The sequence below is a fragment of the Nocardia sp. XZ_19_369 genome, assembly GCF_015355715.1.
In the GTDB taxonomy this organism is placed as follows: domain Bacteria; phylum Actinomycetota; class Actinomycetes; order Mycobacteriales; family Mycobacteriaceae; genus Nocardia.
In genome coordinates this window covers 81029-107480 of record NZ_JACVED010000010.1, presented here as the reverse complement: position 1 = coordinate 107480, position 26452 = coordinate 81029, and the positions used below count along the sequence as shown (strand labels likewise).

At 67.1% G+C, this 26452-nt stretch carries 23 protein-coding genes; 14 read left to right on the top strand and 9 right to left on the bottom strand.

The annotated features are described in order from the left end of the window. Positions 1-95 precede the first annotated feature (95 nt). On the top strand, positions 96-977 hold the full coding sequence (locus IBX18_RS33375) for a helix-turn-helix domain-containing protein (protein WP_194837474.1): 882 nt from the start codon (positions 96-98) through the stop codon (positions 975-977). Here IBX18_RS33375 and IBX18_RS33370 read toward each other — a convergent pair. Both IBX18_RS33370 and rpsT read right to left on the bottom strand, forming a co-directional pair. Beyond that, complete coding sequence (locus tag IBX18_RS33370) at positions 961-1212, bottom strand: hypothetical protein (protein ID WP_107654853.1); 252 nt, start codon at positions 1210-1212, stop codon at positions 961-963. The two genes, IBX18_RS33375 and IBX18_RS33370, sit on opposite strands and share 17 nt — an antisense overlap. Before the next feature lie 165 nt (positions 1213-1377). Further along, positions 1378-1638 (bottom strand): 30S ribosomal protein S20, encoded by a 261-nt coding sequence (gene rpsT / locus IBX18_RS33365; RefSeq protein ID WP_107660148.1) that lies wholly within the window; start codon positions 1636-1638, stop codon positions 1378-1380. Positions 1639-1982: 344 nt separating this feature from the next. Between rpsT and IBX18_RS33360 the strand changes: the two genes are divergently transcribed. Next, entirely contained in the window at positions 1983-2771 is a 789-nt protein-coding gene (locus IBX18_RS33360; RefSeq protein ID WP_194837473.1) for an aquaporin, read from the top strand. Positions 2772-2874: 103 nt separating this feature from the next. Here the strand turns inward: IBX18_RS33360 and IBX18_RS33355 are convergent, their stop codons facing one another. Next, a complete protein-coding gene (locus IBX18_RS33355) occupies positions 2875-3426 on the bottom strand; it encodes a type II toxin-antitoxin system PemK/MazF family toxin (protein WP_194837472.1) in 552 nt (183 codons plus the stop codon). 298 nt (positions 3427-3724) lie between these two features. Between IBX18_RS33355 and lepA the strand changes: the two genes are divergently transcribed. Next, positions 3725-5584 carry a translation elongation factor 4 gene (lepA, locus tag IBX18_RS33350; protein WP_194837471.1) on the top strand — a complete coding sequence of 620 codons (1860 nt, stop codon included), beginning with the start codon at positions 3725-3727 and terminating at the stop codon, positions 5582-5584. A 35-nt stretch (positions 5585-5619) separates the two neighbouring features. On the opposite strand, the gene IBX18_RS33345 is transcribed toward lepA, so the two are convergent. From IBX18_RS33345 to IBX18_RS33335, 3 genes are read right to left on the bottom strand one after another with little or no spacing between them, the layout of a single operon-like run. Beyond that, complete coding sequence (locus IBX18_RS33345; RefSeq protein WP_194837470.1) at positions 5620-6993, bottom strand: HAMP domain-containing sensor histidine kinase; 1374 nt, start codon at positions 6991-6993, stop codon at positions 5620-5622. Beyond that, the gene (locus tag IBX18_RS33340) at positions 6990-7682 is read right to left on the bottom strand and encodes a response regulator transcription factor (RefSeq protein ID WP_194837469.1); all 693 of its coding nucleotides are present in this window, start codon (positions 7680-7682) and stop codon (positions 6990-6992) included. Before IBX18_RS33340 ends, IBX18_RS33345 begins: the two co-directional genes overlap by 4 nt. Before the next feature lie 19 nt (positions 7683-7701). Next, positions 7702-8097, bottom strand: a complete 396-nt coding sequence (locus IBX18_RS33335) for a hypothetical protein (RefSeq protein ID WP_194837468.1) — start codon at positions 8095-8097, stop codon at positions 7702-7704. A gap of 382 nt (positions 8098-8479) precedes the next feature. Here IBX18_RS33335 and IBX18_RS33330 point away from each other — a divergent pair, with 382 nt between their 5' ends. Continuing rightward, positions 8480-10603, top strand: coding sequence for a hypothetical protein (locus IBX18_RS33330; protein WP_194837467.1), 2124 nt, complete (start codon positions 8480-8482; stop codon positions 10601-10603). 74 nt (positions 10604-10677) lie between these two features. Further along, positions 10678-12477, top strand: coding sequence for a dynamin family protein (locus IBX18_RS33325; RefSeq protein ID WP_194837466.1), 1800 nt, complete (start codon positions 10678-10680; stop codon positions 12475-12477). A gap of 12 nt (positions 12478-12489) precedes the next feature. Here IBX18_RS33325 and IBX18_RS33320 read toward each other — a convergent pair whose 3' ends face one another. Next, on the bottom strand, positions 12490-14478 hold the full coding sequence (locus tag IBX18_RS33320; protein ID WP_194837465.1) for a glycoside hydrolase family 15 protein: 1989 nt from the start codon (positions 14476-14478) through the stop codon (positions 12490-12492). Positions 14479-14603: 125 nt separating this feature from the next. On the opposite strand from IBX18_RS33320, the gene IBX18_RS33315 reads away from it, so the two are divergent. Further along, positions 14604-14867: a hypothetical protein gene (locus IBX18_RS33315; RefSeq protein ID WP_186818725.1), complete on the top strand. Its 264-nt coding sequence runs from the start codon at positions 14604-14606 to the stop codon at positions 14865-14867. Positions 14868-15099: 232 nt separating this feature from the next. On the opposite strand, the gene IBX18_RS33310 is transcribed toward IBX18_RS33315, so the two are convergent. Beyond that, a complete protein-coding gene (locus IBX18_RS33310) occupies positions 15100-16161 on the bottom strand; it encodes a M48 family metallopeptidase (protein ID WP_107654865.1) in 1062 nt (353 codons plus the stop codon). Between the two features lie 71 nt (positions 16162-16232). Between IBX18_RS33310 and IBX18_RS43510 the strand changes: the two genes are divergently transcribed. The 8 genes from IBX18_RS43510 (at position 16233) to IBX18_RS33275 (ending at position 24762) form a co-directional block, all read left to right on the top strand. After that, the gene (locus IBX18_RS43510) at positions 16233-16322 is read left to right on the top strand and encodes an Ms4533A family Cys-rich leader peptide (RefSeq protein WP_324188356.1); all 90 of its coding nucleotides are present in this window, start codon (positions 16233-16235) and stop codon (positions 16320-16322) included. Positions 16323-16524: 202 nt separating this feature from the next. Continuing rightward, on the top strand, positions 16525-17571 hold the full coding sequence (locus IBX18_RS33305; RefSeq protein ID WP_228542178.1) for a sulfate ABC transporter substrate-binding protein: 1047 nt from the start codon (positions 16525-16527) through the stop codon (positions 17569-17571). 55 nt (positions 17572-17626) lie between these two features. Further along, positions 17627-18487, top strand: a complete 861-nt coding sequence (cysT, locus tag IBX18_RS33300) for a sulfate ABC transporter permease subunit CysT (RefSeq protein ID WP_371865778.1) — start codon at positions 17627-17629, stop codon at positions 18485-18487. After that, complete coding sequence (cysW, locus tag IBX18_RS33295) at positions 18484-19290, top strand: sulfate ABC transporter permease subunit CysW (RefSeq protein WP_135235558.1); 807 nt, start codon at positions 18484-18486, stop codon at positions 19288-19290. The genes cysT and cysW overlap by 4 nt, the downstream gene beginning before the upstream one ends. Continuing rightward, positions 19287-20282, top strand: a complete 996-nt coding sequence (locus IBX18_RS33290) for a sulfate/molybdate ABC transporter ATP-binding protein (RefSeq protein ID WP_135235559.1) — start codon at positions 19287-19289, stop codon at positions 20280-20282. Before cysW ends, IBX18_RS33290 begins: the two co-directional genes overlap by 4 nt. 567 nt (positions 20283-20849) lie before the next feature. Next, positions 20850-22019 (top strand): Hsp70 family protein, encoded by a 1170-nt coding sequence (locus tag IBX18_RS33285; RefSeq protein ID WP_194837464.1) that lies wholly within the window; start codon positions 20850-20852, stop codon positions 22017-22019. Positions 22020-22172: 153 nt separating this feature from the next. Further along, on the top strand, positions 22173-23177 hold the full coding sequence (locus IBX18_RS33280) for a diiron oxygenase (RefSeq protein ID WP_194837463.1): 1005 nt from the start codon (positions 22173-22175) through the stop codon (positions 23175-23177). A 1-nt stretch (position 23178) separates the two neighbouring features. Next, entirely contained in the window at positions 23179-24762 is a 1584-nt protein-coding gene (locus IBX18_RS33275; protein WP_194837462.1) for an FAD-dependent oxidoreductase, read from the top strand. A gap of 656 nt (positions 24763-25418) precedes the next feature. Here the strand turns inward: IBX18_RS33275 and IBX18_RS33270 are convergent. Next, a complete protein-coding gene (locus IBX18_RS33270) occupies positions 25419-26189 on the bottom strand; it encodes an SDR family NAD(P)-dependent oxidoreductase (protein ID WP_228542177.1) in 771 nt (256 codons plus the stop codon). Positions 26190-26452: the final 263 nt, after the last annotated feature.

Below are 26452 nucleotides of genomic sequence, written 5' to 3'. Positions count from 1 at the left end.
GGTGATGAAACCCAGTCTTCAGCGGCGCGACCGGAGGGGTAAGGGAAGGTTTTTCCTGGGAAAGCCAGTCCTAGGCAGCCGTAATATCGACGGTGATGACCGGAATGGTGAACGCGACCCAGGAATTGGCGGCTTTCCTGCGCGACCGGCGGGAGCGCCTGACCCCCGCTGACCTCGGGTTACCGCCGCGCAGACAGGCGCGGCGCACGCCGGGGCTGCGGCGCGAGGAGGTCGCGGAGCTGGCGGGGGTCAGTACCGACTACATCGTCCGGCTGGAGCAGGGCCGCGGCCTGCGTCCGTCCGCCGACGTGCTGGAGGCCTTGTCGCGGGCGCTGCGGCTGAACGCCGACGAACGCGCCTACCTGTTCGATCTGGCTCAGCAGCGGCAGCCGAATGCCGGGAAGCCGGCCACCGTACCCGCGCCCGCGCTGGCCATGCTGGTGCACGATCTGTCGCCGCTACCGGCGATGCTCATCAACCACCGCTACGACATCCTGGCCTGGAATCGGGAGATGTCGCGACTGATCATCGACTTCGACACGGTGCCGCCGCGCCAGCGCAACTCCATGTGGCTGTGCCTGATGGACCCGAGCATGCGCGACTTCTACGTGGAGCGGGAGCGGATCATCCGCGAGGGTGTCGCGGACCTGCGTGCGGCCTGGGCGGCCCATCCGGACGATCAGGCGCTCGGCGATCTGATCGCGGAGTTCACCGCACACAGCGCGGAGTTCGAGGCGGGTTGGGCCAGGCACGACGTGCGGGTGCAGGGCCGCGGCGCCAAACCGCTGCGGCACCCGATCGTCGGGCGGCTGGTGGTCAATTACGAGGTGTTGATGCCGGTGCAGGATCCGGACCAGCGCATCATCATCTATCGGGCGGCCGACGCGGATTCGCAGACGGCGCTGGACCGGCTGATGGCCGATCCGGCGCCGTTGGTCGATCGGACGCCCGCGGCGGAACTCACTCCACCGAGCTGAGCACCAGCTCCTCGTCCTCTTCCTCCGACTCCTCGTATCGGCCCTCCCAGTCGTCGTACACGGGTACTTCGTCGTCTCGCGTGACAACCCACTCCAACGAGTACGAGCCCTCCTCGTCGATGGGAACCATCACGTTCTCGATCTTCACCCCGATGCCCAGGACCTCGGCGGCCCGGATCACGTCGGGCAGATCCTCGCCACGGACCACAGTCTGATTGGCGTAAACGGTAACCATGCGCCGAATGGTAGCTGGAACCTCCGACAGGCTGTGGGCCGATCCGGAATCCTCGCGGACGAACAGGTCGCTGACCGGGGTGTGTGCACGACAAAAGCCGCCGTGGTCGTCGAGGCCACGGCGGCTGCGTCAGAAGCATGCGGTACCGGATCGGTACCGGGAAAATCAGATCTTGTTCAGAGCCAGCGCGAGGGCCGACTTCTTGTTGGCGGCCTGGTTGGCGTGGATGACGCCCTTCGAGGCAGCCTTGTCGAGCTTGCGGCTCGCGGTCTGGAGCTGCGCGGCGGCCTTCTCTTTGTCGCCGGCCGCGGCAGCTTCCCGGAAGCTGCGGATCGCGGTGCGCAGCGAGGACTTCACCGACTGGTTACGCTTGCGCGCTTCCTCGTTGGTACGGATCCGCTTCAACTGGGACTTGATGTTGGCCACGCCTGTTTCCTCGTGTTCCTGTCGCTGAGTGGTCTGTGCTGGAAAAGTTCCTGCGCGTGCGTCGCACCCTCGATAAACGGGTAACGCAACGCCGAAGGTCGAGAATACCAGCCGCCGCTCGGCGCACGAAATCAGCACCGTCGACCGGGACGCTACGCCGACGCGTTCGGCCTCGCCACCCCTGCCGCGGCGGCCACGCAGGCGCATCGATCCCGAGGTCGTTGTAGAGACCACACGTCTGGCGTAGCGTCCCGGGTACAACCCGTTGATCTTGAACGGCACTGTTTTCTGAGCGACACCACGGCTGGCACAAGCTACTTGTCTGGAACGCGGAAGGTGGACAGATGTCTCCAACGGCTCAGGAAGTTGTGGAAGAGGTTGCCGAATTCGGGCCGATTCCCGACAGCAAGAAGTGGGGAGCGGAGGCGCTCGGCACGTTCGTCCTGGTCATGGGCGGTGTCGGGACGGCGGTGCTCGCCGGGGACCGGGTCGGGGCGCTGGGTGTGGCGCTGGCCTTCGGCCTTTCACTGTTGTTTCTTGTTTATGCGATCGGGCCGATCTCCGGCTGCCACGTGAATCCCGCCGTGACGGTCGGTCATCTGCTGCTCGGCCGAATCAGTGTGGTCACCGCGGCGGGTTATTGGATCGCGCAATTGATCGGTGGATTCCTGGCCGGGCTCGTATTGTTCGCGCTGGCGAAGAATCTGCCGTCCTACGACCGCGAGGCCAAGGGACTCGGCGCGAACGGCTGGGGGCCGCACAGCCCTTCGGCGCAAAAGGGGCCACTCGGTGAGGTCGTCCTGCAGAACGGCTACGGGCTGGCCGCGATGATCATCATCGAGGTGATGCTGACCGCGCTGCTGGTGTTCGTGGTGCTCGCCTCGACCGATCAGCTCTCCGATGTGCCGCTGGCCGGCCTGTCCATCGGTGTCACGCTGGCCGTCATCCACCTGATCTCGATCCCGGTGGACAACACCTCCGTCAACCCCGCGCGCAGCCTCGCCGTCGCCCCCTACCAGGACGGCGCGATGGGGCAGGTCTGGGCTTTCGTGGTGTTCCCGCTGATCGGCGGTGCGCTCGGCGCGCTGGTGTACGGCCTGCTGTTCGGTCGCTCGCGCAACGTGCTGTCCTGAGTTGATCCGAGAGCCCATCGGCGCCGAGGGGTGCCGATGGGCTCTCCGCTATTCCGCCGTTCGGGGAACAGCGTCGCCGGTCGAGGCGATCACCGTAATCGTTTCAGTGCCAGGCGTATTCGGCACACAACCGATGGGCGACCAGGTCGAACGACTTGCGGGGCAAGATGGCTCCCTCGCGCCGGATGCCTGCCTCGGGCACGTCGAGCACCCGGTCCAGCCGAACCCAGCTCGGCCTGCCCTCGGGATCCCAACTGCCGCTGCCGATCCCGACCCAGTTCGGGTCGCGCGCCCGGTCCGCCTTCGACGACAGCATCAACCCGAGCAGGGTCCTGCGGTCGCGCCCGACCACCAGCACCGGCCGGTCCTTGCCATTGCTCGGATCCTCCTCGAACGGCACCCAGGTCCACACGATCTCGCCCGGATCGGCCCGCCCGTCCAACTGCGGCGAGTACACGACCTGCCGGGCCCGCTCGGCCGTCGGCACCGGGGTGGACGCGGTCGGGCGCACCTTCACCGCAGGCGTGCGCCGCTGGCTCAACGACCCGACCAGCCGCTCCACCAGCCGCGGCCCCTGCTGCCTGACGAGCTTGGGACCCTGCTCCTTAGCGATAAGTCCGAGCTGCTTGCCGAGGGAGTTCCAACTTCGGGCCATATTCGCAATATAACGGCGCACCGCCGTCTTCTCACGCGCGCCGCGACCCCCATCCGTGCGCCGATCCAGGCGCACAATGCCGGACCGAACGACCAGTTCCAGCCAGGACCTTCGCGACCAGGGACGAACCGGCTACCGCGCGGATTCGCGTTCATAGCAAACCGACACCAGGTGTGTGAGCGCCCACTGTTTCCAGCGGGGATCACCCTCGGTCGCACCCCGATCCGGCGCTTCGCCACACCGATGGCGGGAGCTTCGTACTGCTCATGGGACGATAGAGGACAGTTTGCCGATACCCATGAGGAGTGGAGTGCCCGCCAGCTTCGCCGACACGACGTTCACCGATCCGTCTCGGATCCGGAACTTTTGCATCATTGCGCACATCGATCACGGGAAGTCGACGCTGGCCGATCGGATGCTGCAACTGACCGGTGTGGTCGAGGGGCGGCAGATGCGCGCCCAATATCTGGACCGGATGGATATCGAGCGTGAGCGCGGCATCACCATCAAGGCGCAGAACGTGCGGCTGCCGTGGCAGGTGGACGGCACGGATTACGTGCTGCACCTGATCGATACGCCGGGCCACGTCGACTTCACCTACGAGGTGTCACGCGCACTGGAGGCCTGCGAGGGCGCCGTGCTGCTGGTCGACGCGGCGCAGGGGATCGAGGCGCAGACGCTGGCGAACCTGTACCTGGCGCTGGACAAGGATCTGACGATCATCCCGGTGCTCAACAAGATCGACCTGCCCGCCGCCGACCCCGACCGCTATGCGGCCGAGATCGCGCACATCATCGGCTGCGACCCCGATGACGTGCTGCGGGTCTCGGGCAAGACCGGTGTCGGCGTGACCGAACTGCTCGACGAGGTCATCAAGACGGTGCCCGCGCCGGTCGGCGACCCGGACGCGCCCGCCCGCGCGATGATCTTCGACTCGGTCTACGACACCTACCGCGGTGTCGTCACCTATGTCCGCGTGGTGGACGGCAAGCTCACCCCGCGCGAGAAGATCAAGATGATGTCCACCGGCGCCACGCACGAGATGCTGGAGATCGGCATCGTGTCGCCGGAGCCCAAGCCGACCCAGGGCCTGGGTGTCGGCGAGGTGGGTTACCTGATCACCGGCGTGAAGGACGTGCGCCAGTCGAAGGTCGGCGACACGGTGACCGCCATGCGCAACGGTGCGACCGAGCCGCTCACCGGTTACCGCGAGCCGCGCCCGATGGTGTACTCCGGCCTCTACCCGGTCGACGGCTCCGACTACCCGGACCTGCGCGACGCACTGGAGAAGCTTCAGCTCAACGACGCCGCCCTGACCTACGAGCCGGAAACCTCGGTGGCACTGGGCTTCGGCTTCCGCTGCGGATTCCTCGGCCTGCTGCACATGGAGATCACCCGGGAGCGGCTGCAACGCGAGTTCGACCTCGACCTGATCTCCACCGCGCCCAACGTGGTCTACACCGTAGAGATGGAGGACGGCACCAAGCATGTCGTCACCAATCCCTCGTACTGGCCGGAGGGCAAGGTCCGCCACGTCTTCGAACCGGTGGTGAAGTGCACCGTCATCTCGCCGAGTGAGTTCATCGGCTCGATCATGGAGCTGTGCCAGGCGCGCCGCGGCGAGCTCGGCGGCATGGACTACCTGTCCGAGACCCGCGTCGAGCTGCGCTACACCATGCCGATGGCGGAGATCATCTTCGACTTCTTCGACTCGCTGAAGTCGCGCACCCGCGGCTACGCCAGCCTCGACTACGAGGAGTCGGGCGTGCAGGACGCGGCGCTGGTGAAGGTCGACATCCTGCTGCAGGGTGAAGCAGTGGACGCGTTCAGCGCGATCGTGCACAAGGACGCCGCGCAGGCCTACGGCAACAAGATGACCAGCAAGCTGCGCGAACTCATCCCGCGCCAGCAGTTCGAGGTGCCCATCCAGGCCGCTATCGGCTCGCGCATCATCGCTCGCGAAAACATCCGCGCCATCCGCAAAGACGTGCTCGCCAAGTGCTACGGCGGCGACATCAGCCGTAAGCGCAAGCTGCTGGAGAAGCAGAAGGAAGGCAAGAAGCGGATGAAGACGATCGGCCGCGTCGACGTCCCGCAGGAAGCCTTCGTGGCTGCGCTCTCCTCCGACGCCGCGTCGGACAAGCCGAAGGGGAAGTAGGGCGCAGCCCAGCTCCGGGACCGGATCGACCGAACTCAGCCTGCGGGCTGCACGGCGATCCGGACCTGGAGCCGTACGCCGCCCGCTGGGCTCTTGGCGAGTTCGGCTGTGCCGGAGTGCAATTCGGCTTGTTGCTGTACCAGCGCGAGACCCAGCCCCGAGCCCGGGGAACCCGGTCCTTTGACGAACCGGTCGAAGGCCTTGGGGCACAAGGTATCCGGGATGCCGGTTCCGTCGTCGTCGATGAGGATCTCCACCGTGTCGTCGGCGGCGGGGCGGACGGTGATGGTGACGGTGTCGGCGTGACCGTGCTGGACGGCGTTGGCCACGGCGTTGGTGACGATCAGCATGAGGCCGCCGGGGAGGCCGGTCACCGTGACGGGCTCGCATTCGATGAGTTCGATGCGGACGCCGGGGTGCCGGCGTTGCGCGTCTTGGGTTGCGCGGTCGAGGGTTTCGCAGAGGTCGAAGGGTTCGAAGATGTCGGGCTCGGTGAGTTCGCCGACGGCGAGCCGTTCCAGATCGGTGAGGGTGTTCTCGATCTGTTGTTCGGCGAAGAGCACCTCGTTGAGGATGGTGCCGCGCTGGTCGGCGGGAATCTCCTTGGTGGCCAGCACTTGTAGGTCGGTGCGCAGCGCGGTGAGCGGTGTGCGCAGTTCGTGGGCGCAGACGGCGGCGAAATCGCGGGCGCTGGTGAGGGCGTGGTTGGTGGCGCGGTGCGCGGCCTCGAGCCGGGCGAGCATGCGGGTGATGGCGTCGGAGAGCTCCTCGGTCTCCTTGGCGCCGCGGCCGGACAGCGGCGGGAGCTCCTCGAGGGTGTCGATGCCGTGCGTCGCGGTGGCCAGCGTGCGCAGCGGCCGCGCGGCATAACCGGCCAGCAACCAGCCGAGCAGGGCGGCGACGACGGCACCGGCGACCCCGATGCCGAGGCCGATGAGCTGGCTGCGGTGGATGGCCGAGGCGACCACGTCGCGGTTCGGATCGAGCGACACCAGCACCCCGGGCAGGCCGTCGACCCGGGTCACCGCCGCGTCGCTGGGTACGCCGGGCACCGAGAATTCGGGGACATCGACAACCGAAGGCGAGCGGGCGTCCACCGAGGGTTGCGTTTCCGTATAGGGCGAAGCGACAGACGGTGGCGGCGAAGGACTTTCCGCATAGGGCGGTGTGCCGGGTGGCGCGGCGGGTGCCTGCGGCCCCGGATACGGCGGCGGAAGTGTCTCCGCCGGAGCACCTTTGAACGGCGGCGCCACCCTTACCGCCATCGACGAAACGGTATCGTCCAACTGCCGCTCGCCGGTCGCGTTGAGCAACGCGGCGAACGTGATGGTCAGGGTGAGCGCGACGAGCGCGGCGACGACCCCGGACACCAGCGCCACCCGGGTACGCAGCGACGGTGACCGTTTCACGGCTGCTCCCGTAGGACGAAGCCGACCCCGCGCACGGTGTGCACCACCCGTGGCGCGCCCGGTGTCTCGAGCTTGCGCCGCAGATACGAGACGAAGACATCGACCACATTGGTGTCGGTGGCGAAGTCGTAACCCCATACGGCGGAGAGGATCTGCTCGCGACCGAGCACGATGCCCGGATGTTCGGCAAGCAAGGCGAGTACCTCGAACTCTCGTTTGGTCAGGTCGACGGGCGCGCCCGCGGCCAGCACCCGGTGCCCGGCCAGGTCGATCTGCACCTGACCGATCCGCACCTGGGTGCCGGGACGTTCGGCGGGGGTCACCCGGCGGCGCAGCAAAGCTCGCAGCCGGGCGACCAGCTCGCCCAGGTCGAAGGGTTTGGTGAGGTAATCGTCGGCGCCGCGTTCGAGGCAGGCGATGCGGTCGGTCACCGCGCTGCGCGCGCTGAGCACGCAGATCGGAATGTCGTTGCCCATCGCGCGCAACGCGGTGACCACGCCTTCACCGTCCAGGGTTGGCATGTTCACGTCCAGCACCATGGCGTCGGGCGCCGCGGTACGCACCATCGACAGCGCTTCGGCGCCGTCGCTCGCGGTCACCACCTCGAAATCGGAGAGTTCCAACCCGCGTCGTAGCGAGGCGAGCACGCGAACCTCGTCGTCCACGACCAAGATCCGGTGTCCGGTCATGGATCAACATTAGTCCCGGTCAGCGCACACTGGCGACGACGCACCCCGGCTCACCCGGGGCGCTGGGCAAGGTCTCGGCCGGGGTGCCCGGCACGGCGTCGGCCGGGATCGCGGGCATCGGCGCGATCGGGACAGCGGGGACGGCGCCGGGCGGCAGTTCGCGCTCGATGGTGACCCACGGGCCGTCCGCACCTTCGCCGCGGGTGATGACCACCGGCTCGCTCGGATCGATCGGGGTGCAGATGACGGGTTCGCCAGGTGCGACCGGATCGACCTGGATGACGCCGGGAGCCGGGGGCGGGGGCGGCGGTCCCGGTTGCGCCGATGCGGCGCCCGCCATGCCCGCGACCACGGCGGCGGCGAGCGCGGTCCCGCTGAGCACGGCCGCGAGGCGGCGTCCGGTGAATGCGGTCATGAGGGTGACTCCTTCGGATCGATGCTGCCGGCCCGGCTGGTCCGACGAAATCGACGGTAGGGAAAGGATCTTCACCACTTGTTGAGCATTCGTTAGAGAACTCTTAGGTTCCTGTCGTCGAGTGCGTGGCCCGCTCGGCGCGCGGCAGAATTCGACCTGGTCACACGCCAAATCGGTCGCCTCGAACGGTTTGTTAACCCACCAGAAATGGGGCTTCCGTTCTGGTTTTCGGGATGGCAGGGTTGTGTTGCTCGCCACCAGTGGAGTCTCTACAGTCCTGGAGAATGTGACAGTCGGGTTTTCCCGAAATAGTGTTAGGTGATCTTCACTCGGCCTGGCCGGCATGTGAGGATGGCTGCTGGAAACCCGAGATGGAGCTTCTATGACGCGTGACCTGCCCTTCGATGACGACACCACCGAGGCAGCCGAGCGCGCGGGTGACACCGCATACCGAGTGGCCACGGGTGTCGCGCGGGTAGCACGGGCGGGCGCGTATGTCACCGGCGGCGCACTGGTGGCCGCGAACGGTGGCGGCGTCCCGGCGCACCCCGGTTCCTCACACGCGGACAGTAGGAACGCGGGCTGGGCGCACAACAGCGACCCCGACGCCGACCTGCCGTCCCCGACGATCACCTTTCCGGACCCGGTCGTCGAACCGGCTCCGCTGAACTCGCCGTACGCGGCCAACTCGCCCGTCGCCCATGGCAACTCGGGCTTCGGCCTGCCCGGCACCCACCCCGGCGCGAATCTGCCGCCATTCGGCGACGAGTACAACGGCACCGACGCGGGATTCCAGCTGCCCGGCACCGAGTCCACCCATCAGGGCATGGGCCTGCCGAGCCTGCCCGGCGGCGCGTCGAACCAGCACGGCATGGAACTCCCGGGTACGCCCGGTGCCGCGGACCAGCACGGCGTCGGACTGCCGGGAACGTCCGCCGGTAACGGCCTCGGCCTGCCCGGTACGCCCGGCGGCATCGGCCTGCCCGGTGCGGACGCAGGCCCCGCCCACCGCCCCGGCGCTGAAGTCGAGGCGCCCGGCGGCAACGGCTTCGGTCTGCCCGGCCACGGACTGGGTCAGGCCGGGCACGGTTTCGGCCTGCCGGGTGCGAACGGTTTCGTCGCGCCGGGTTCCGGCGTCTTCGACCTGCCCGGATCCCAGGCGACCCCGGCGGCGGGCGGCCCCTTCGACGGAGTCGGCGACGCGGGCGGTGATCCCCTCGGGATCTTTGTCGGCACGCAGTGGTCGGTGGATTTCGCCATCGGCCCGCAGGGCGTCTACTTCAACTCCGAGATGAAGGTCGACCTGGGCGCCGGTCACGTCGGTGATCAGCTCGACCAGTTCACCGACTGGCTCGGCAGCGGCCTGCACGTACCCGACGGCAACGACCGCGCGGTCACCGACCCGACCGTGGTCGGCCATGGCAACCCCGGTGTTGTCGGCGGTCTCACCACGCCGGGCTCGTCGTCGACCCAGTCCACACACTCCACGCACTCGGCGGCCCCGGCCCCCACGTCGCAACCGGTGGTGCAGGCGCTCCCGGCGCCCGCACCGATGGCCACGGTCGCGCCGGTGGCCACCGCCGCCGCAGCGCCCGCCGTGGTCGCGCCCGTGGCGAGTGCCGCGCCGCAGCCGGTGGCGGCCACTCCGCTGCAGACCACCATCCAGCCGGACGCCGCGACCACCCCGATCGCGAATGTGTTTGCGGCGCCGGAGGGTCCGTCGGTGCTCACCGTGCCCGCCGCCGCCACGCCCGCACTGTTCGATCAGGCTCGGCCCACGCCCGTGCTGAAGCCGAATCCGATCCCCGATACCAAGCCCTCGGACGTGTCGGTCACCACGCCGAACATGCCCACCACTATCACCAAGACCGTCCCGGTCCCCACGGTGCCCTCGGATATCACCACGCCGAGCATCCCGAAGACGCCGGACCTCACCACGAAGGTGCCCGGCGCGGGCCACCCGTCGACCTCACACGGTGGCATCTCCACCGGGCCGGACGTGCCGACCACCAAGATCCCGCCGGCCACGGGCACCCAGCCGACGCAGTCGCCGACCATCCCGGACGACGACGTGACCACTCCCAGCACGGGCGCGGGCCCCGGCGGCGCGACCGGCGGGGTCAGCACCCAGCCGACCGTGCCGACCCGCGAGGTGCCGACGGTGACCCAGCCGGACCCGACCGTGCCGACCCGCGACGTGCCGACGGCGGTCCCGACGCACAACGCACCCGTGCCGACCCACGACCTGCCGCCGACCTTCCACGCGCCGACGCCGACGCAGGCGCCGGTACCGACCTACAAGCCGCCGATCGATCCCAAGCCGCATGCCATCGCGGACAACACCCACCTGGTCGGCGCGAACACAGCGCAGATCCAGGACTACCCGACCTACACCGACCACTCGATCCTCGCGGGCGGTGGCCTGTCCGGCGGTCTGCTGCCGGAATCTACGATGGCCGAGACCCACCACATGGGCCCGGGCGGCTTGGACTCCGCGTTGATATAGCGCGGGACCTTGGTGATCAAGGGGTGAAGGGGGCGTCCATGTCGATCGAGAGCACAACTATGTAAGGAGGCAGGTTGTCTGCCGCAGCCGGGCTGAAGGCCGCGACGGTGAAACATCCGGACGCGATGGCGCCGCTGATCCGGATTCTGGACGAACTGCGGGAGATGACCAGATTCGCGGGCCGCGACGATCTGGGCAGCCGGTTGAGCATGGTCCGGGCGAGAGTGAGCGACCCCCGGGTCCGCCTCGTCGTCGTCGGCGAGCCGAAGAACGGCATGAGCACGCTGGTCAACAGCCTGGTCGGCGCGTCGGTCAGCGCGACCAACAGCGACCTGAGCGTGCCCGTCATCGTCGAGTACGGACCGGAACCGACTGCGACACTGGTGCGTTCGGTCGACGGCCGCACCGAGCGGCAGTCGGTCGATCCGCTCGATCCCGGCCCAGCCATCTCCGGCTTCGGCGTGATCCGGGCCGAATTCACCCAGCCCAGTCCGCTGCTGGCCGACGGCGTCGTGGTGATGGACGCACCCGGCGCGCGCGGGGCCGACAACACCACCTGGTCGATGATCGCCGCCGCCGACGCCGTGCTCTACGTCGGTGACGCCGCCACCGAACTCACCATGGACCAGATCGCCTACCTGCAACGCATCCAGCAGATCTGCCCGACCGTCATCTGCGTGCTCAACAAGATCGACCAGTTCTCCCACTGGTCACACACCCAGCAGCGCAATCGCGAACTACTCGACGCGGCCGGGCTCGGCTTCGCGGTGGCGCCCGTCTCCGCGGAGCTGCACCGGCAGGCCGGGCTGTCCGGCAACTACCAGCGCGACATCGAATCCGGTGTGCCGCAACTGATCGACCACCTGCGCGACTATGTGGTCGCCCGCGCGGACAGCGTCGCGCTGGACGCCGCGGTGCAGGATATCCGGCTGGTCAGTGATCATCTCGCGTTGACGTTGCGCAATGAGGTCGAGTCGCTGCGGGATCCGCGGATGCGGGCCGAGATCACCGACAAGCTGGTCCGAGCCAGGGACGAGGCCGATCAGCTGCGCCAGCGGACAGCCAACTGGCAGGTGACGCTGGTCGACGGCAGCACCGAGTTGATGGCCGATATCGAACACGACCTGCGCCACCGCCTGCGTAGCCTCGTGCGTGACGCCGAGGCCGAAATCATGCAAACCGATCCGGCGCGGCGCTGGAAGGAATTCGGTACCGATCTCGACGCCAGGATCTGCGAGGCGGTAGAAGAGAACTTCGTGATGGCGCACTACCGCTCGGTCGAACTGTCCGAGCAGGTGGCCTCGAAGTTCCTCGCCGACAATCGGGCCGCACCACTGCCCAACATGCGGTTGGAGAACCCCGGCGAGGTGCTCGAACCGGTGCAACCACTCGAACCGCTGGAGAGCGCGAAAGCGCGCGTGGGCCAACAGATCCTGTCGGCGCTGCGCGGCTCCTACGGCGGCATCCTGATGGTGGGTCTCGTCACCAGCATCCTCAAGATGTCGTTGGTGAACTGGTACTCGATCGGCGCGGGTGTGCTGCTCGGCATCAACGCCCTCTGGGACGAGCGCAAAAACCTCAAACAGCGCCGCCGCGCCGAAGCAAAGCTCGCAGTGGCTCGTTTGATGGACGACGTCATCTTCCAGGTGAGCAAGGAATCACGAAATCGGTTGCGCGCCATGCAGCGCGTCCTGCGCGACCACTTCACCGATATCGCCGCCGAAGTCGCCAAACAAGCGGACGAGGCGCTGCGCCTGGCCGAGGCCGCCTACCAGAAGTACGGCGACCACAGCGGCGACCGCATCGCCGACGTCGACGGCCAACTCGGCAAACTGCGCGGCCTGCGCGAACAGGCCGACAGTCTGACCGTCTGACGAAAACCCCAGTTACCCAGGGTTGTTCGCGGGGGAGTGGGCGGGTTGAAAACCGCCTGCGGTTCGGTTGTCTTCGGCTCTGATCACGTGGGTGACGGCGTTGATCAGGGCCAGGTGGGTGAAGGCCTGGGGGAAGTTGCCGAGGTGGCGGCCGGTGCGCGGGTCGATTTCCTCGGCGTAGAGGCGCAGCGGGCTGGCGAAGCCGAGGAGTCGTTCGCACAGGTGCCTGGCGCGTTGCACCTCGCCGATCTCCACCAGGGCGGAGACCAGCCAGAACGAGCAGATGGTGAAAGCTCCTTCGGCGCCGGACAATCCGTCGTCGGTGGTCTCGGTGCGATAGCGCAGCACCAGGCCGTTCTCGGTGAGCCGGTCGGCGATGGACAGCACAGTGGCGCGGATGCGGTGGTCCTCCGGCGGCAGGAAGCGGGTCAGTACCGCCAAAAGCAGTGAGGCGTCCAGGGTGTCGCCGCCGTAGGTCTGGGTGAAGACGCCGTTGGCGTTCACTCCGTGCTCGAGAATGTCGGCCTTGATCTGGTCGGCGATGGTGTACCACTCGGTGGCGTGCTCGTATTGGCCGTGCAGCTCAGCGAGTTTCGCGCCGCGGTCCAGCGCGACCCAGCACATCACCTTGGACGAGGTGAAATGCTGGGGCTCGCCACGCACCTCCCAGATGCCGCGGTCGGGCTCGCGCCAGTGTGCGATGGCGGCGCGAACCTGGCGTTCCAGCAACGGCCACAACGTTTCCGGCACTTGCTGGCGGGATTTCACGTGCAGGTACACGGCATCGAGCATGGTGCCCCAGATGTCGTGCTGGTCCTGGTTGTACGCGGCATTGCCGATGCGCACCGGCCGCGAGCGGTCGTAGCCGCTGAGATGGTCGAGGGTCTCCTCGGTGATCTGACGTTCCCCGCCGATGCCGTAAAGCACTTGCAGCGGAACAGCATCCCCGTTGTCGCCAGTGGTGGCGTCGCGCAGGAAGGCGAAGAAATCGTCGGCCTCACGATCGAGTCCGAGGGTGTAGAGGCCCCACAGCGCGAAGCTGGAATCGCGCACCCAAGTGTAGCGGTAGTCCCAATTGCGTTCCCCACCAGGGGTTTCCGGAAGCGAGGTAGTGGCGGCCGCGAGTAGTGCGCCGGTCGGTGCGTAGGTGAGCCCCTTGAGCGTCAGCGCGCTGCGCTGTAAGTAGTCGCGCCACGGGTGATCCGGGAAGTTGCCGAGCGTGATCCACTGCCGCCAACTCTCGGTGGTCTGCCACATCTTCTGCGCCGCGTCTTCATAGGTCTTGGGCGCGGGCAGTTCCGACCAAGTCAGGGCGACGAACTTCTCGTCGCCCTCCGCCATTCTGGTGCGAGCGCGGGCCTCCCGGCCCTCGAGACCGAGCCGCAGATCGGTGGTCAGCACCAGGCTCGGGCCCGCGCTCGGGTCGTCGGTGCGGACGGCGGTCGCCTCCTCGTACACCTTGCCGGTGTACTCCCAGCGACCCGCCGCGCGGTGATAGTCGAACGAGGGTTCGCAGCTCATTTCCAGCTCGACGGTGCCGTTGACGCACTTCACCGTGCGCAGCAGCATGTGCTCGGCATCCCAGTCCATCGGGGTGCGGCGGTGCGTCTTGGAGCGCTGGTCGTTGTTGTGCCACGGGCCGAGCACCAGCGCGTCACGCACGATCAACCAGCCGGTCTCGGTCTGCCAGGTGGTCTCCAGGATCATGCCGCCGGGCAGGTAGCGCCGCGCGGCGGGCACGTTGACGCCGTACGGACCGATCCGGAAGTGCCCCGCGCTACGGTCCAGCATCGCGCCGAAGACGCTCGGGGAGTCCGGGCGCGGCACACACATCCATTCGACCGCCCCGTTGCTGGCAATCAGACAGCTGGTCTCGCAGTCGGACAGGAACGCGTAGTCGTCGATCGGCGGGTAGGCGCCATGCCGCTTGGACGCGGACAGGTAGCTCAGCACCGGCAGGTCGTACGGTTCGTCGACGGTGAGATCATCGGAGGACGGCATACCTCATCTTCGGGCCCGGCCGGGCCGCACGTCCACTCTCTTCGCCGCCGTGCCGTATCAGCGGGCCGCCGTGACCGAATATTGACTTTGCCGAGCTCTCAGGTGGACCCACTAGGCTGGACCGCGTGCAACAGATCGCAGGGTGGTGGGACAGCTTCGAGCTGTGGGTAGCGGGACTCCCGTTCATCCCGCAGTTCCTCGTCGTGCTCGTCGGCATGGTCCCGGTCAGCTTCGCCATCGCCTACCTGCTGGACCGCACGCTGCGCGCCCTGCTGCGCATCCTGGACCGTAAGCACGGCATCGAGCAGGCGTTGCCCGCCGTACCCGACACCGTGCCCGCCGATCTCGCCGTCGACGCCCGCCCGACCGTGCAGAGCGGTGCCCACTGATGCCACGTTCGCGCGTCCAGCTCGCCTTGATCGCCCTGCTCGTCCTCGTCGTGGTCGCCTGGCTCGTCACGCGCTGACACCCGCGACCAGCTCATCCGTTCAACGGTGCGGCCCGGCCACGACAGTCCGGGCCGGCCGCACACGTTCTGACCTCCCGCACACGGACTCGCCGTCCTGACACGCGTGCGTCTGTCAAAAGGTGTGCGGCAGGCTTCCACGGCGGTGGCCGGGGTTAGTTCTCCCGCTCGCCCGTCCGCCAGTCGTTGAACCGCTTGCCGATCTTGGACACCGTCTCGCCGACCTCCTGGCCCACCGTGCCGACTGCGGCACCGACATCGCGGCCGAGGTTGCGCACGGTGCGGATCAACGGGTCCTCGGACTGGTCGAAATTGGTGCGATAGGTGCGCGCGGCGCCCTTGATCTCCTCGGTGAGGCTGGTGTTCTTGTCCTGATCGCGCCGGGGATAGTCGCCGGCGAGCATGCGGTCGTATTCACCGCTCTGGATCCACCGGCGCAGCTCGGCGGCGCGCAGCACGGAGAACGGGTGGCTCTGCAATTCCAGATTGAGCAGTTTCAGCACACCGTCGCGCAGATCGCCGGACCGCTCGTAGTCGTCGGCCTGCGCGAGGAACGCACCGTGGTTCATCTCCTTGATCCAGGTGCCGCCCGCCGTCTTCATGTGCACCCGCACCGAGGCGTCGACATCCTGTCCGCACAGCAGCCCGGCCCGGTCGCCGGACAGCTCGGACTTGCGGCTCCATTCCATCAGCGCGGCCACGATCGCGCGTAAAGCCCAGCCGCCCACCGGCATCCAGCCGATGCTCGCGGAGATGCGCAGCAAATGCATGAGCATGGTGCGGTATACCGCGTGCCCGGACAAGGCGTGCCCCAGCTCGTGGCCGACGATGAAACGCAACTCCTCGGTATCCATCAGATCGATGAGACCGGTGGTCAGCACGATGAACGGCTGGTCCATGCCGATGGTGAAGGCATTCACCTGCGGGCTCTGCAGCACGAACATTTCCGGCGTGGTGCGGGCATCGAGCACGGCCACGCAGTCCTCGCGCAATTGATGCAGCGAACGGAACTGTCGTTCGTCGACCCGAACCGCCGTCGCCAGGTACAGAAGACGGTGCTGGCGTTCTTGCAGCAAACCGGACAATGTACGCAGCACGGTGTCGAAACCGGACAGCGTGCGCAGCGCGACCAAGGCGGTCCGGTCGGCCGGGTGCTCCCACGCGCGAGTGCTGATGCCGGGAAACCTGGTGCGTATGCGATCCGGGCTGGTAGTCATGGGATGAAACCCCCCTCTTCCTGGAGCTCTGTGATTCGAATCGAGGCCGTGGCCTCTGCTACAGTCTGCCCGTGTCCTCGAATGCCGTCCCGCAGGTCCGCCATGAACTGGCGTTGATCGCGGTCGGCAACCTCGCGGTCGCCGACATTCTCTGTCGCTGATCGGCGACCGGGCACGTCTGCGCGTCCCTCCCTCGTAGACTGGCGTGCAACTTTTTCGCAGACGTCCCCGAACCCCGGCGGCCTACCCGGCCGACAGTCGCGCCATAGCCGCATCGAAGCGGCGGCAGGTCTACCGATCCATCGCAGTCTTTTCTGCCGCTCGAGTTCCCGAGCAGGCGGTCCGTAGGAAAGGTCCACCCCGATGTCTCGCAAATCTTGGCTCCCCCCGCGCCGACGCACCGCTGTCGCCGCGATCACCGCATTCGCGGCGGTCGCCCTCACCGCGTGCGGCGGCGGAGCCAGTGACACGGTCGGCGGTGGCGGCGCGGACGGCAGCGGCGGCACGCTGAACCTCTACGCCTACGCGGTCCCCAAGCCCGGCTTCGACAAGGTCGCCGCCGAGTTCAACAAGACCGAAAAGGGCAAGAACGTCATCGTCAACGGCTCCTACGGCGCGTCGGGCGACCAGTCCCGCAAGGTCAAGGACGGCGCCGAGGCCGACCTGGTGAACTTCTCGGTCGAGCCCGACATCACCCGCCTGGTCGACGCCGGCCTGGTCGACACGAACTGGAATGCCGACGCCACCAAGGGAATTCCGTTCGGCTCGGTCGTCGCGATCGTGGTCCGCAAGGGCAACCCGAAGGGCATCAAGGACTGGGACGACCTGCTGAAGCCGGGCATCGAGGTGGTCACCCCGAACCCGTTCAGCTCCGGCTCGGCCAAGTGGAACCTGCTCGCCCCGTACGCGGCCAAGTCCGAGGGCGGCAAGAACCCGCAGGCCGGCCTGGACTACCTGAGCCAGCTGGTGTCCGAGGATCACGTGAAGGTGCAGCCGAAGTCGGGCCGAGAGGCCACCGAGACCTTCCTGCAGGGCACCGGCGACGTGCTGCTCAGCTACGAGAACGAAGCGCTGTTCTCCGAGCGCAACGGCGACCAGATCGAGCACTTCGTGCCGCCGGTCACCTTCAAGATCGAGAACCCGGTCGCGGTGCTGAAGTCGAGCAAGAACCAGGAGAAGGCGCTCGCCTTCCGCGACTTCCTCTACACCGCCGAGGGCCAGAAGGCGTGGGCGCAAGCCGGTTTCCGCCCGGTCGACCCGAAGGTGGCGGCCGATTTCAGCAACGATTTCCCCACCCCGCAGAAGTTGTGGACCATCGCTGACCTGGGCGGCTGGAAGGCCGTGGACAAGGAGCTGTTCACGCCGAACACCGGCTCCGTCGCGGTGATCTACGACAAGGCGACCAAGTAACCGGCTCCGGCACACGGGATACTGGACGACTGTGACTGACACCAGCACCGCCGGGATCGGCACGAAGCCCGCTCCCGGCGGTACCCCGAACACCGGCCGGTGGAATTGGTCCTGGCTGCGCGTGACCGGCTCGGTGGGCCCGCTCGGCATCGCCACCGCGGTGCTCTGGCTCAGCATCATCGTGCTGCTGCCACTGGCCGCGCTGACCGTCACCTCCTTCGAGGACGGCTGGTCCGGCTTCTGGGACGCGGTCACCGCGCCCGCCGCGCTGGACTCGCTGCGCATCACCGTGCTCGTCTCGGTGGTGGTCGCGGTGATCAACGTGGTGATGGGCACGCTGATCGCCTGGGTGCTCGTCCGCGACGACTTCCCGGGCAAGGGCATCGTCAACGGGCTGATCGATCTGCCGTTCGCGTTGCCGACGATCGTGGCGAGCATCGTGCTGCTGTCCTTGTATGGTCCGCAGAGCCCGATCGACATCCACCTCAACGCAACTCAGCCCGGGCTGGTCGTGGCGCTGGCGTTCGTCACGCTGCCGTTCGTGGTCCGCTCGGTGCAGCCGGTGCTCATCGAGGCCGACCGCGAGGTCGAGCAGGCCGCGCTCTCGCTCGGCGCGGACAACTGGACGACCTTCCGCCGCATCGTATTACCGACCTTGGCTCCCGCGGTCATCTCCGGCGGCGGGCTCGCCTTCGCCCGTGCCATCGGCGAGTACGGCTCGGTGGTGCTGATCGGCGGAGCGATCCCGCGCGAGACCGAGATGGCCTCGCAGTACATCCAGAAGCAGATCGAGATCGATCGCCCGATCAACGCGGCCGCGGTTTCGGTTGCGCTGCTGGCGATTTCGTTCGTTTCGCTGCTCGTGCTGCGCCTGCTCGCCGAGCGCAGCGTGCGGAAAGAGCAGGAAACCCGATGAATCTGTCTTGGCCCACCCGGATTTCGCTGCGCGTCGTCGCGCTGGGCTACCTGTTCGTGCTGCTGGTGCTGCCGCTGATCATCATTCTGCTGCGCACTTTCGAAAAGGGCATCGGCGCGTTCATCGACTCGATCACGACGCCGGCGGCCATCTCGGCGTTCCAGCTGTCGATGATCATCGTGGCGATCGTGGTCCCGTTGAACGTCATCTTCGGCATCTTCACCGCGCTCGCGCTGGTGCGCGGAAAGTTCCCGGGGCGCACTCTCGTTCAGGGCATCGTCGACCTGCCGTTCGCGGTCTCGCCGGTGGTCGTTGGTGTCGCGTTGATCCTGCTGTGGGGTGCCAACGGCTGGTTCGGCGGGCTCGAGAGCGCCGGCTTCAAGGTGATTTTCGGGTTGCCCGGCATGGTGATCGCCACCATCTTCGTCACGTTGCCGTTCGTGGTGCGTGAGGTCGAGCCGGTGCTGCACGAGATCGGCGACGAGCAGGAACAAGCCGCCACCACCCTCGGCGCCACCCGGTGGCAGACGTTCTGGCGAATCACGTTGCCCGCCATCCGCTGGGGCCTCACCTACGGCGTGGTGCTCACCGTGGCCCGCGCCCTCGGTGAATTCGGCGCGGTGATCATGGTGTCGTCCGCGCAACCCGGCAAGTCACAGACGCTGACGCTGCTGGTGCACGGCCGATACATCAACGACCACAACACCTTCGGCGCCTACTCCGCCGCGACCCTGCTGATGGGCCTCGCCCTCGTGACACTCCTGTTGATGACCCTCCTCGAACGCAAGCGGGGCACTAAATGATCACCGTGACCAATGCGAAGAAGAACTACGGTTCGTTCGCCGCGCTCGACGACGTCACCATCGATATCCCGTCCGGCGAGCTGACCGCGCTGCTCGGGCCCTCCGGTTCCGGCAAATCGACGCTGCTGCGCTCGATCGCCGGCCTCGAATCGCTCGACTCCGGCATCGTGCTGATCGCGGGCAACAACGTGACCAGGGTGCCGCCGCAGAAACGCGATATCGGTTTCGTATTCCAGCATTACGCCGCGTTCAAGCACATGACCGTCCGCGACAACGTGGCCTTCGGACTGAAGATCCGCAAGCGCCCCAAGGCCGAAATCGCCAAGCGGGTAGACGAATTGCTCGGCATCGTCGGCCTCGACGGCTTCCAGCACCGCTACCCGGCGCAGCTGTCCGGCGGTCAGCGTCAGCGGATGGCGCTGGCTCGCGCGCTCGCCGTGGACCCGCAGGTGTTGCTGCTCGACGAGCCGTTCGGCGCGCTGGACGCCAAAGTTCGTGCCGATCTGCGTACTTGGCTGCGCAGGCTGCACGAAGAGGTCCACGTGACCACCGTGCTGGTCACGCACGACCAGGAGGAAGCCCTGGACGTGGCCGATCGGATCGCGGTGATGAACAAGGGGCGCATCGAGCAGATCGGCACGCCGGAGGATGTATACGACCGGCCTGCCAATGAATTCGTGATGTCCTTCCTCGGTGCGGTCGCGCGGCTCAACGGACATCTGGTGCGGCCGCACGACATTCGGGTCGGGCGGGAGCCGAGTATGTCGCTGGCCGAGCACGAGGGGACGGCCGAATCCGCGGGTGTTACCAGGGCGACCGTTGAACGGGTCGTACATCTGGGCTTCGAGGTTCGGGTCGAACTGCGCAATGCGGCGACCGGTGATCTGTTCGCAGCGCAGGTGACTCGGGGTGACGCGGAGGCGTTGCGGTTGGCCGATGGTGAGACGGTTTACGCGCGGGCGACGCGGATTCCGGAGTTGCCTGCGCACTGATCGGTGGGCAGTCCGAGTCAGGCTGTGCCTGCGCGGTAGATCATCCGGCTGCTGAAGCGTTGCTGATCTTGTGCTGGCGCAAGGAAATCCCGTCGTTCGTGCCGTCGGAAGTCCTTCGCGTCAAGCCCTGCAAACGTGTGGGGTGTCCTTTCTGGGCAAGTGCCCGAGAGGGCTGAGGTGAGAGTCTCGTGGTTCTCGCACCGGCGGGTCGGGACAGTATCCGCCTCCGGCGGTCTCCTGTCCGGACTTCGGGGGATTGTTAGGGGCTATCACAGCATGTGAGAACGTGTATTCGCGCTAGGTGCCCGACGTTCACACGGTTGTTGTGGGTCTCCGCAAACACGGATGGGACACCCGCGAATATCGGCGTGTCGCAGGGAGATCCGGCCGCCGTCGCATTCGCCGCCGTCCAGGGCAGGTGACCAGGATGGATGCCTGTGCTATGCAACCTGTTCCAAAACAGGCGGGCTGCGGACAACAGGGTGTCCGGTGGTTGGCAGGCGGGTCGCGGAGTGGTTGCGTGGACGGAGTTCGAAGCAAATCGGATCGGCGATCAGGTGGATTGCGATGGCGGTTGGTCTGGGTTTGAGCATCGGCACGGTGAACACGGTTTCCGCTCTCGCGGAGGAAGGTTCAGCGAAGGCGCCGCCGGGCCGCCGATGGGCCCAGCGCTCCCAATCCATCACCCGCCGAACAACTCTCACGTTCGACAGCACGGGCCTGGCCCGGGTCGGCATGATTCCGCGGCACGGGCGCGCGATCATCGAATTCGCCGATCTCACCCAGCGTTCGATCATGTCGGCGCGAGTGGGTCACCGCGCGTTGTCACCCGCGGACTTGGTGGCAGTGGTCGCCGAGAGTCTCATCTCTGAAACCCTGCTGGATCATCCGCATTGCGACGGGCACGGCAGCGATGTCGGTATCGCGCTGACCTACCCGGCGCGCTACGCCGAGTCGCACGTCGAAGATCTGCGGGCGTCGCTCGACGCCATCGGTCTCGATCATGTCGCGCTGGTCGCCGAACCCATCGCGGCGGCGACCTGGCTGGAAGCCGATCGCGGCCCGCTCATGCCGGGGCTCGCCCTGATCTATGACCTAGGCGGCGCGAGTCTCGACGTCACGTTGGTCCGGGTCGGTGCAGGCTGTCCGATCAATCCCATAGTCGGCGAGCCGATGCGTTCCGCCGAATTCGGTGGCCGGGCCTTCGGTGCGCTGGTCGCCTCGCGGGCGGGGCACAGATTGCCGTCGGCCTCGATCTCCGGTTCGGTCACCGGCACGACCGCGGACGAGTTGCGCACCAAGCATGTGCGCTCGTCGTTGGAACTGGTCTACCGATGTCTGCGCGTCGCGGACGTCACCATGGCCGACGTCGACTGCGTCCTGGTAGTCGGCGGCGCGGCGCGGCCGGTCGAGGTGGCCCAGGTGCTGGCGGGCGAGCTGGCCCGGCCGGTGATCACCGCGCCCGATCCGGAGCGCACCATCGCCGACGGTGCGGCGATCATCGGCCGTCGGGCCGCCGTCGCCGCCGAGGAGGCCGCGGGCAAGCATCACGGCAAGCGGCGCGGTGGCGGCGCACATCGGGCGGCCACCCGGGCCTTGGTGCTGTCGCAGCGGACCAAGCAGCGGCTGACCAAGGTTGCGACGGCCGCGGGGTTGTCCGTCGCGGGTGTCGGCCTGGCGCTCGCGTTGCCCGCCGACGGGGTGATCGTGGGGTTGGCGCAGCTCGGGCTGCGGTAAACGGGGCGATCCGGTGGCGGCGGTGACGAGGGCGGCCGCCACCGGATCCCCATGATCGTTCGTCCAGATGTGTCTCCGTGGGTTGACGTGACCTCCTGTAGGTGTAACTATGGGAAACAGGTAAACGTTCTACTAGGAGAGGCAGCGACGACGATGTCTACAGCCGTGACGCCCCCGATCGATTCCGATCTGGAGAAGGCGCAGGAGTACGCCTCGAAGCTTCTGTTGCTCTCCGAAGGTTCGGTCAACAAGCATTTCGATCCCTTCGAGGACATCGACTGGGACAACCCCGACTTCGCCCCCGACGCGGGACCGGAGCGGTGGATTCTGCCGATCTCGGCCGACCCGCTCGGTCGCCACCCGTGGTACCTCGCGCAGTCCGACGAGCGCAAGATCGCGATCGGCAAGTATCGCCAGGCCAACGTCGCCAAGGTCGGTCTGCAGTTCGAGACGATCCTGATCAGTGGCATGGTGACGCACAACTTCGGCCTGCCCAACGGTTCCCCCGAGTTCCGCTACTGCTCCCACGAGATGATCGAGGAGCACAACCACACCCTGATGTTCCAGGAGATGGTGAACCGGATCGGTGAGGACGTACCGGGCATGGGCCCGCTCGTCCGGAAGTTCAAGTACCTCGGTGCGCCCGTGGCCGCGCTGTTCCCGAATCTGTTCTTCATGGCGGTGCTGGCCGGCGAGGAGCCGATCGACCACATCCAGAAGGCGATTCTGCGCTCCGGCGAGGACGTGCACCCGATCATGCGCGGTGTGATGGCCATTCACGTCGCCGAGGAGGCGCGGCACATCTCGTTCGCCCACGAGTTCCTGAAAATCCATGTGCCGGAGGCGAAGCCAGGCAGCAAGTTCGTGCTGTCGATCGCGATGCCGATCGTCATGTACATCCTCGGCCGCTCGATCTTCACCCCGCCGCGGTCGTTCTGGCGCGAGTTCGACATCCCGGACTACGTCCGCAAGGAGCTGTTCTACGGCTCGAAGGAGTCCAAGCAGGAGTTCAGCGACTTCTTCGGTGACGTGCGCACGCTGGCCAAGGATATCGGCCTGATGAACCCGATCTCCAAGGCGGTCTGGAAGCTGCTCAAGATCGACGGCCACACCACTCGCTACCGTTCGGAGCCGTTGCGCGCGGTCAAGGCCGGCTGACGTGCCCTACATCGTCACCCAATCCTGTTGCAGCGACGCGTCTTGCGTGTACGCCTGCCCGGTCAACTGCATCCATCCCACGCCGGATGAGCCGGACTTCCTGACCGCGGACATGCTGTACGTGGACCCGCAGGCCTGCGTCGACTGCGGCGCCTGCGCCACCGCGTGCCCGGTCGACGCGATCGTGTCGTCGAAGAAGCTGACCGATGAGCAGAAGCCGTTCATCGAGATCAACGCGAACTTCTACTGGCAGAGCCGGCCCAGGCCACTGCTCGCGAAGCCGGTGCCCGCGGCCGCGATCCACACCGAGCGCCAGCCGCTGCGGGTGGCGATCGTCGGGTCGGGTCCGTCGGCGATGTACGCGGCCGACGAGCTGCTGACCCAGCCCGACGTATCGGTGACCGTGTTCGACCGGCTGCCGGTGCCGTACGGGCTGGCCCGGCACGGTGTCGCACCGGACCACGACAAGACCCGCAAGGTCAGCCACCTCTTCGACATCATCTCGGCGCAGCCCGGATTCGGTTCGTACCTGAATGTCGAAGTGGGCGCGCATGTTTCGCACGAGGAGCTGCTCGATCACTTCCACGCGGTGATCTACGCCGTCGGTGCGTCGGCCGACCGCAAGCTCGACATCCCCGGTGAAGGGCTGGCAGGCAACATCTCCGCCACCGACTTCGTCGCCTGGTACAACGGGCACCCCGATCACGTCGACCGGATCTTCGACCTGACGCAGCAGCGCGCCGTGATCGTCGGCAACGGCAACGTCGCCCTCGATGTCGCGCGCATCCTCACCGGCGATCCGGAATCGTTGGCGGGCACCGACATCGCGCCGTACGCGCTGCGGGCGTTGCGGGAGAGCAAGATCGAAGAGGTGGTCATCCTCGGCCGCCGCGGTCCGCTCGAATCCGCTTTCACCGTGCCGGAATTCGTCGGTCTGCTCGGTGCCGACGTGGACATCGCGATCGAGGGCGACCTGCCCGAGTTGACCGATGGTCTGCCGTACCAGGTCGAGCAGAAGCTGCGGTTGCTGCACAGCGTGCGCAACCGGCCGTTCGGCGAGCGCAAGCGAATCGTCTTCCGCTACCTCGCCTCACCCACCGAGATCCTCGGCACCGACCGGGTCGCGGGCATCGAGGTGAGCCGCAACGAGCTCGTCACCGACGCGGACGGCCGCACCCGTGCGGTCGCGACCGGCGCCACCGAACGCCTCGACGCGGGTCTGGTGCTCACCTCGGTCGGCTACCGCGGCGTGCCGCTGCCCGGCCTGCCGTTCGACGCCGCATCGAGCGTGATCCCGAATCTGGACGGCCGTGTTCTCGAAAGCCTCGGCGGCGCAGTGCTTCCCGGCACCTATGTCACCGGCTGGATCAAGCGCGGCCCGACCGGCTTCATCGGCACCAACAAGTCCTGCGCCCAGCAGACCGTGCAGCAACTCGCCGACGATTTCAATGCCGGACGTTTGGCCGAACCCGCAGGCGCCGCAACGGAATTCGACCGCTTGGTCCGGCAGCGTCAACCCGCGGTCCGCGCCGCCGGCGCCACCAAGCGCCGCACCCCGGTCCGCCGCCTCCTGACCCGCTCCTGACAGTCTCTCGCGGGACCCAGTGGTCCCGCGAGCCTCACCATCGACGCCAGCGCCGCCGTCGATGGTGCCCTGCCGTACTGGTCGCGCGATGAGGGCGTGACCGTGATCGGCTGAATTGCCGCACCGCGCAGGGTTATGGAGTCGACCGCTGGGCCGGTGCCATCGCCTCGCCCTCGTGTGCGCCCAGTAATGCGTGCGCCTCGGCTACTCCAGACAAACATGCTGACTGATCAGCGCATGGTGCACCTGATTCTGCTGCTGGCCGTTCGCTCTTTGCTGAGCTGACGCGCCCGCCCGATGCTTTCTGCCTCCGGCACCGTGCGATGTGGTTCCGGCACGCGCTTTTACTTCGCGGCGTAGGCAATTGGCGGTGTTATGCGCGGCGACCCCAGTTTCGGGGCCTTGTGGTGGTGCGGGGTGGGGCCGAACGATAGAGGGGTAAGACGCACGTGGCCAATTGGACTCCACAGACCGTGGGTCCGCACACCATCCTGGTCACCAAAACAGGGAGTCCAAGACCACCGGCCTGCAGGTCGGCACCGGGGTCAACGGTGCAAGTTCTTGCCTGGTGATCTAGCGGGACCACGTCGGGTCGGTCCCGCTTCCGCTCGGACGGGTCGCGCGCGGCGACCCGTCCGAGCCCTTTCTTACGCACGCTACTGAGCGGTGAAACCGCCATCGATCGCGAGCGCGGCGCCGGTGATGAAGCTGGCTTCGTCACTGAGCAGGTACGCGCAGAACGCCGCGATCTCCTCGGGCTGACTGATCCGCCCCAGCGGGTGCAGCCCGGCGATCATCGCCTCGCCCTCGGGTGTCGCACCCATCGAGTTGCGGAACGCCGGGGTGTCGATCGCTCCGGACGCGATCGCGTTCACCCGGACACCCTGCGCGGCGGCCTCGAGTGCGACAGCTTTGGTCAGTCCGACGACGCCGTGCTTGGCCGCCACGTACGGCGCGACCGAACCCATGCCGACCACGCCGAGGTTCGACGCGTTGTTCAGGATTGCGCCGCCGCCGGAGGCGATCAGCGCGGGCACCTGGTGGCGGAGTCCGTAGAACACACTCGTCAGGTTGAGTTCCAGGTCGGCCCGCCAGCCCGCCTCATCGATCTCGCTGATGGGTCCGAAGGCGTTGACCGCGCCCGCGTTGTTGAACGCGGCGTCGAGTCGCCCGTACTCGGTGATGGCCGCCTGGGTGAGCCGCGCTACGTCGTCCTCCACGGTGACATCGGTCGGCACGAACACTGCTCGGCCGCCGGCCGCGCGGATCTCGGCGGCCAGCTGCTCGCCCGCGTCTTTGCCACGTGCGCCGAGTACCACGGCGGCGCCTTCGCTCGCCACCCGCAAGGCCACCGCCTTGCCGACACCTGAGCTGGCGCCGGTGATCAGCACGACCTTCTCCGCGAACCGTGTTGCCATGGTCTCCATTTCCCTTCTCCTTCTTGCGATCTCACCGCGCTGGTGGGGTCGTGGAAGTAAGTCAAGCCGGAGCCGGATGGTGGCGCTGGCGGGAAACAGACGTTGAGTTGATGTGTCATCATTCTGGAGAGTGGTGTGCAGATGCGCGAAATGCGTTAACCGGCAATGCTTTAGTTACCGACCGGTCAGTGTCATAATGTGACTTGTCATTCTTTGGCCGAGTTCGTCGAAAGATCGGATATCGGCGCATTGTCCGAATCGCTGTGAGGTAA

Bases quoted from the DNA above. Each gene is read 5' to 3' on its own strand.
- IBX18_RS33375 (WP_194837474.1), top strand. From the start codon at position 96: ATGACCGGAATGGTGAACGCGACCCAGGAATTGGCGGCTTTCCTGCGC.
- IBX18_RS33370 (WP_107654853.1), bottom strand. From the start codon at position 1,212: ATGGTTACCGTTTACGCCAATCAGACTGTGGTCCGTGGCGAGGATCTG.
- IBX18_RS33360 (WP_194837473.1), top strand. From the start codon at position 1,983: ATGTCTCCAACGGCTCAGGAAGTTGTGGAAGAGGTTGCCGAATTCGGG.
- IBX18_RS33355 (WP_194837472.1), bottom strand. From the start codon at position 3,426: ATGGCCCGAAGTTGGAACTCCCTCGGCAAGCAGCTCGGACTTATCGCT.
- lepA (WP_194837471.1), top strand. From the start codon at position 3,725: ATGAGGAGTGGAGTGCCCGCCAGCTTCGCCGACACGACGTTCACCGAT.
- IBX18_RS33340 (WP_194837469.1), bottom strand. From the start codon at position 7,682: ATGACCGGACACCGGATCTTGGTCGTGGACGACGAGGTTCGCGTGCTC.
- IBX18_RS33335 (WP_194837468.1), bottom strand. From the start codon at position 8,097: ATGACCGCATTCACCGGACGCCGCCTCGCGGCCGTGCTCAGCGGGACC.
- IBX18_RS33330 (WP_194837467.1), top strand. From the start codon at position 8,480: ATGACGCGTGACCTGCCCTTCGATGACGACACCACCGAGGCAGCCGAG.
- IBX18_RS33320 (WP_194837465.1), bottom strand. From the start codon at position 14,478: ATGCCGTCCTCCGATGATCTCACCGTCGACGAACCGTACGACCTGCCG.
- IBX18_RS33310 (WP_107654865.1), bottom strand. From the start codon at position 16,161: ATGACTACCAGCCCGGATCGCATACGCACCAGGTTTCCCGGCATCAGC.
- IBX18_RS33305 (WP_228542178.1), top strand. From the start codon at position 16,525: ATGTCTCGCAAATCTTGGCTCCCCCCGCGCCGACGCACCGCTGTCGCC.
- cysW (WP_135235558.1), top strand. From the start codon at position 18,484: ATGAATCTGTCTTGGCCCACCCGGATTTCGCTGCGCGTCGTCGCGCTG.
- IBX18_RS33290 (WP_135235559.1), top strand. From the start codon at position 19,287: ATGATCACCGTGACCAATGCGAAGAAGAACTACGGTTCGTTCGCCGCG.
- IBX18_RS33285 (WP_194837464.1), top strand. From the start codon at position 20,850: ATGGCGGTTGGTCTGGGTTTGAGCATCGGCACGGTGAACACGGTTTCC.
- IBX18_RS33280 (WP_194837463.1), top strand. From the start codon at position 22,173: ATGTCTACAGCCGTGACGCCCCCGATCGATTCCGATCTGGAGAAGGCG.
- IBX18_RS33270 (WP_228542177.1), bottom strand. From the start codon at position 26,189: ATGGAGACCATGGCAACACGGTTCGCGGAGAAGGTCGTGCTGATCACC.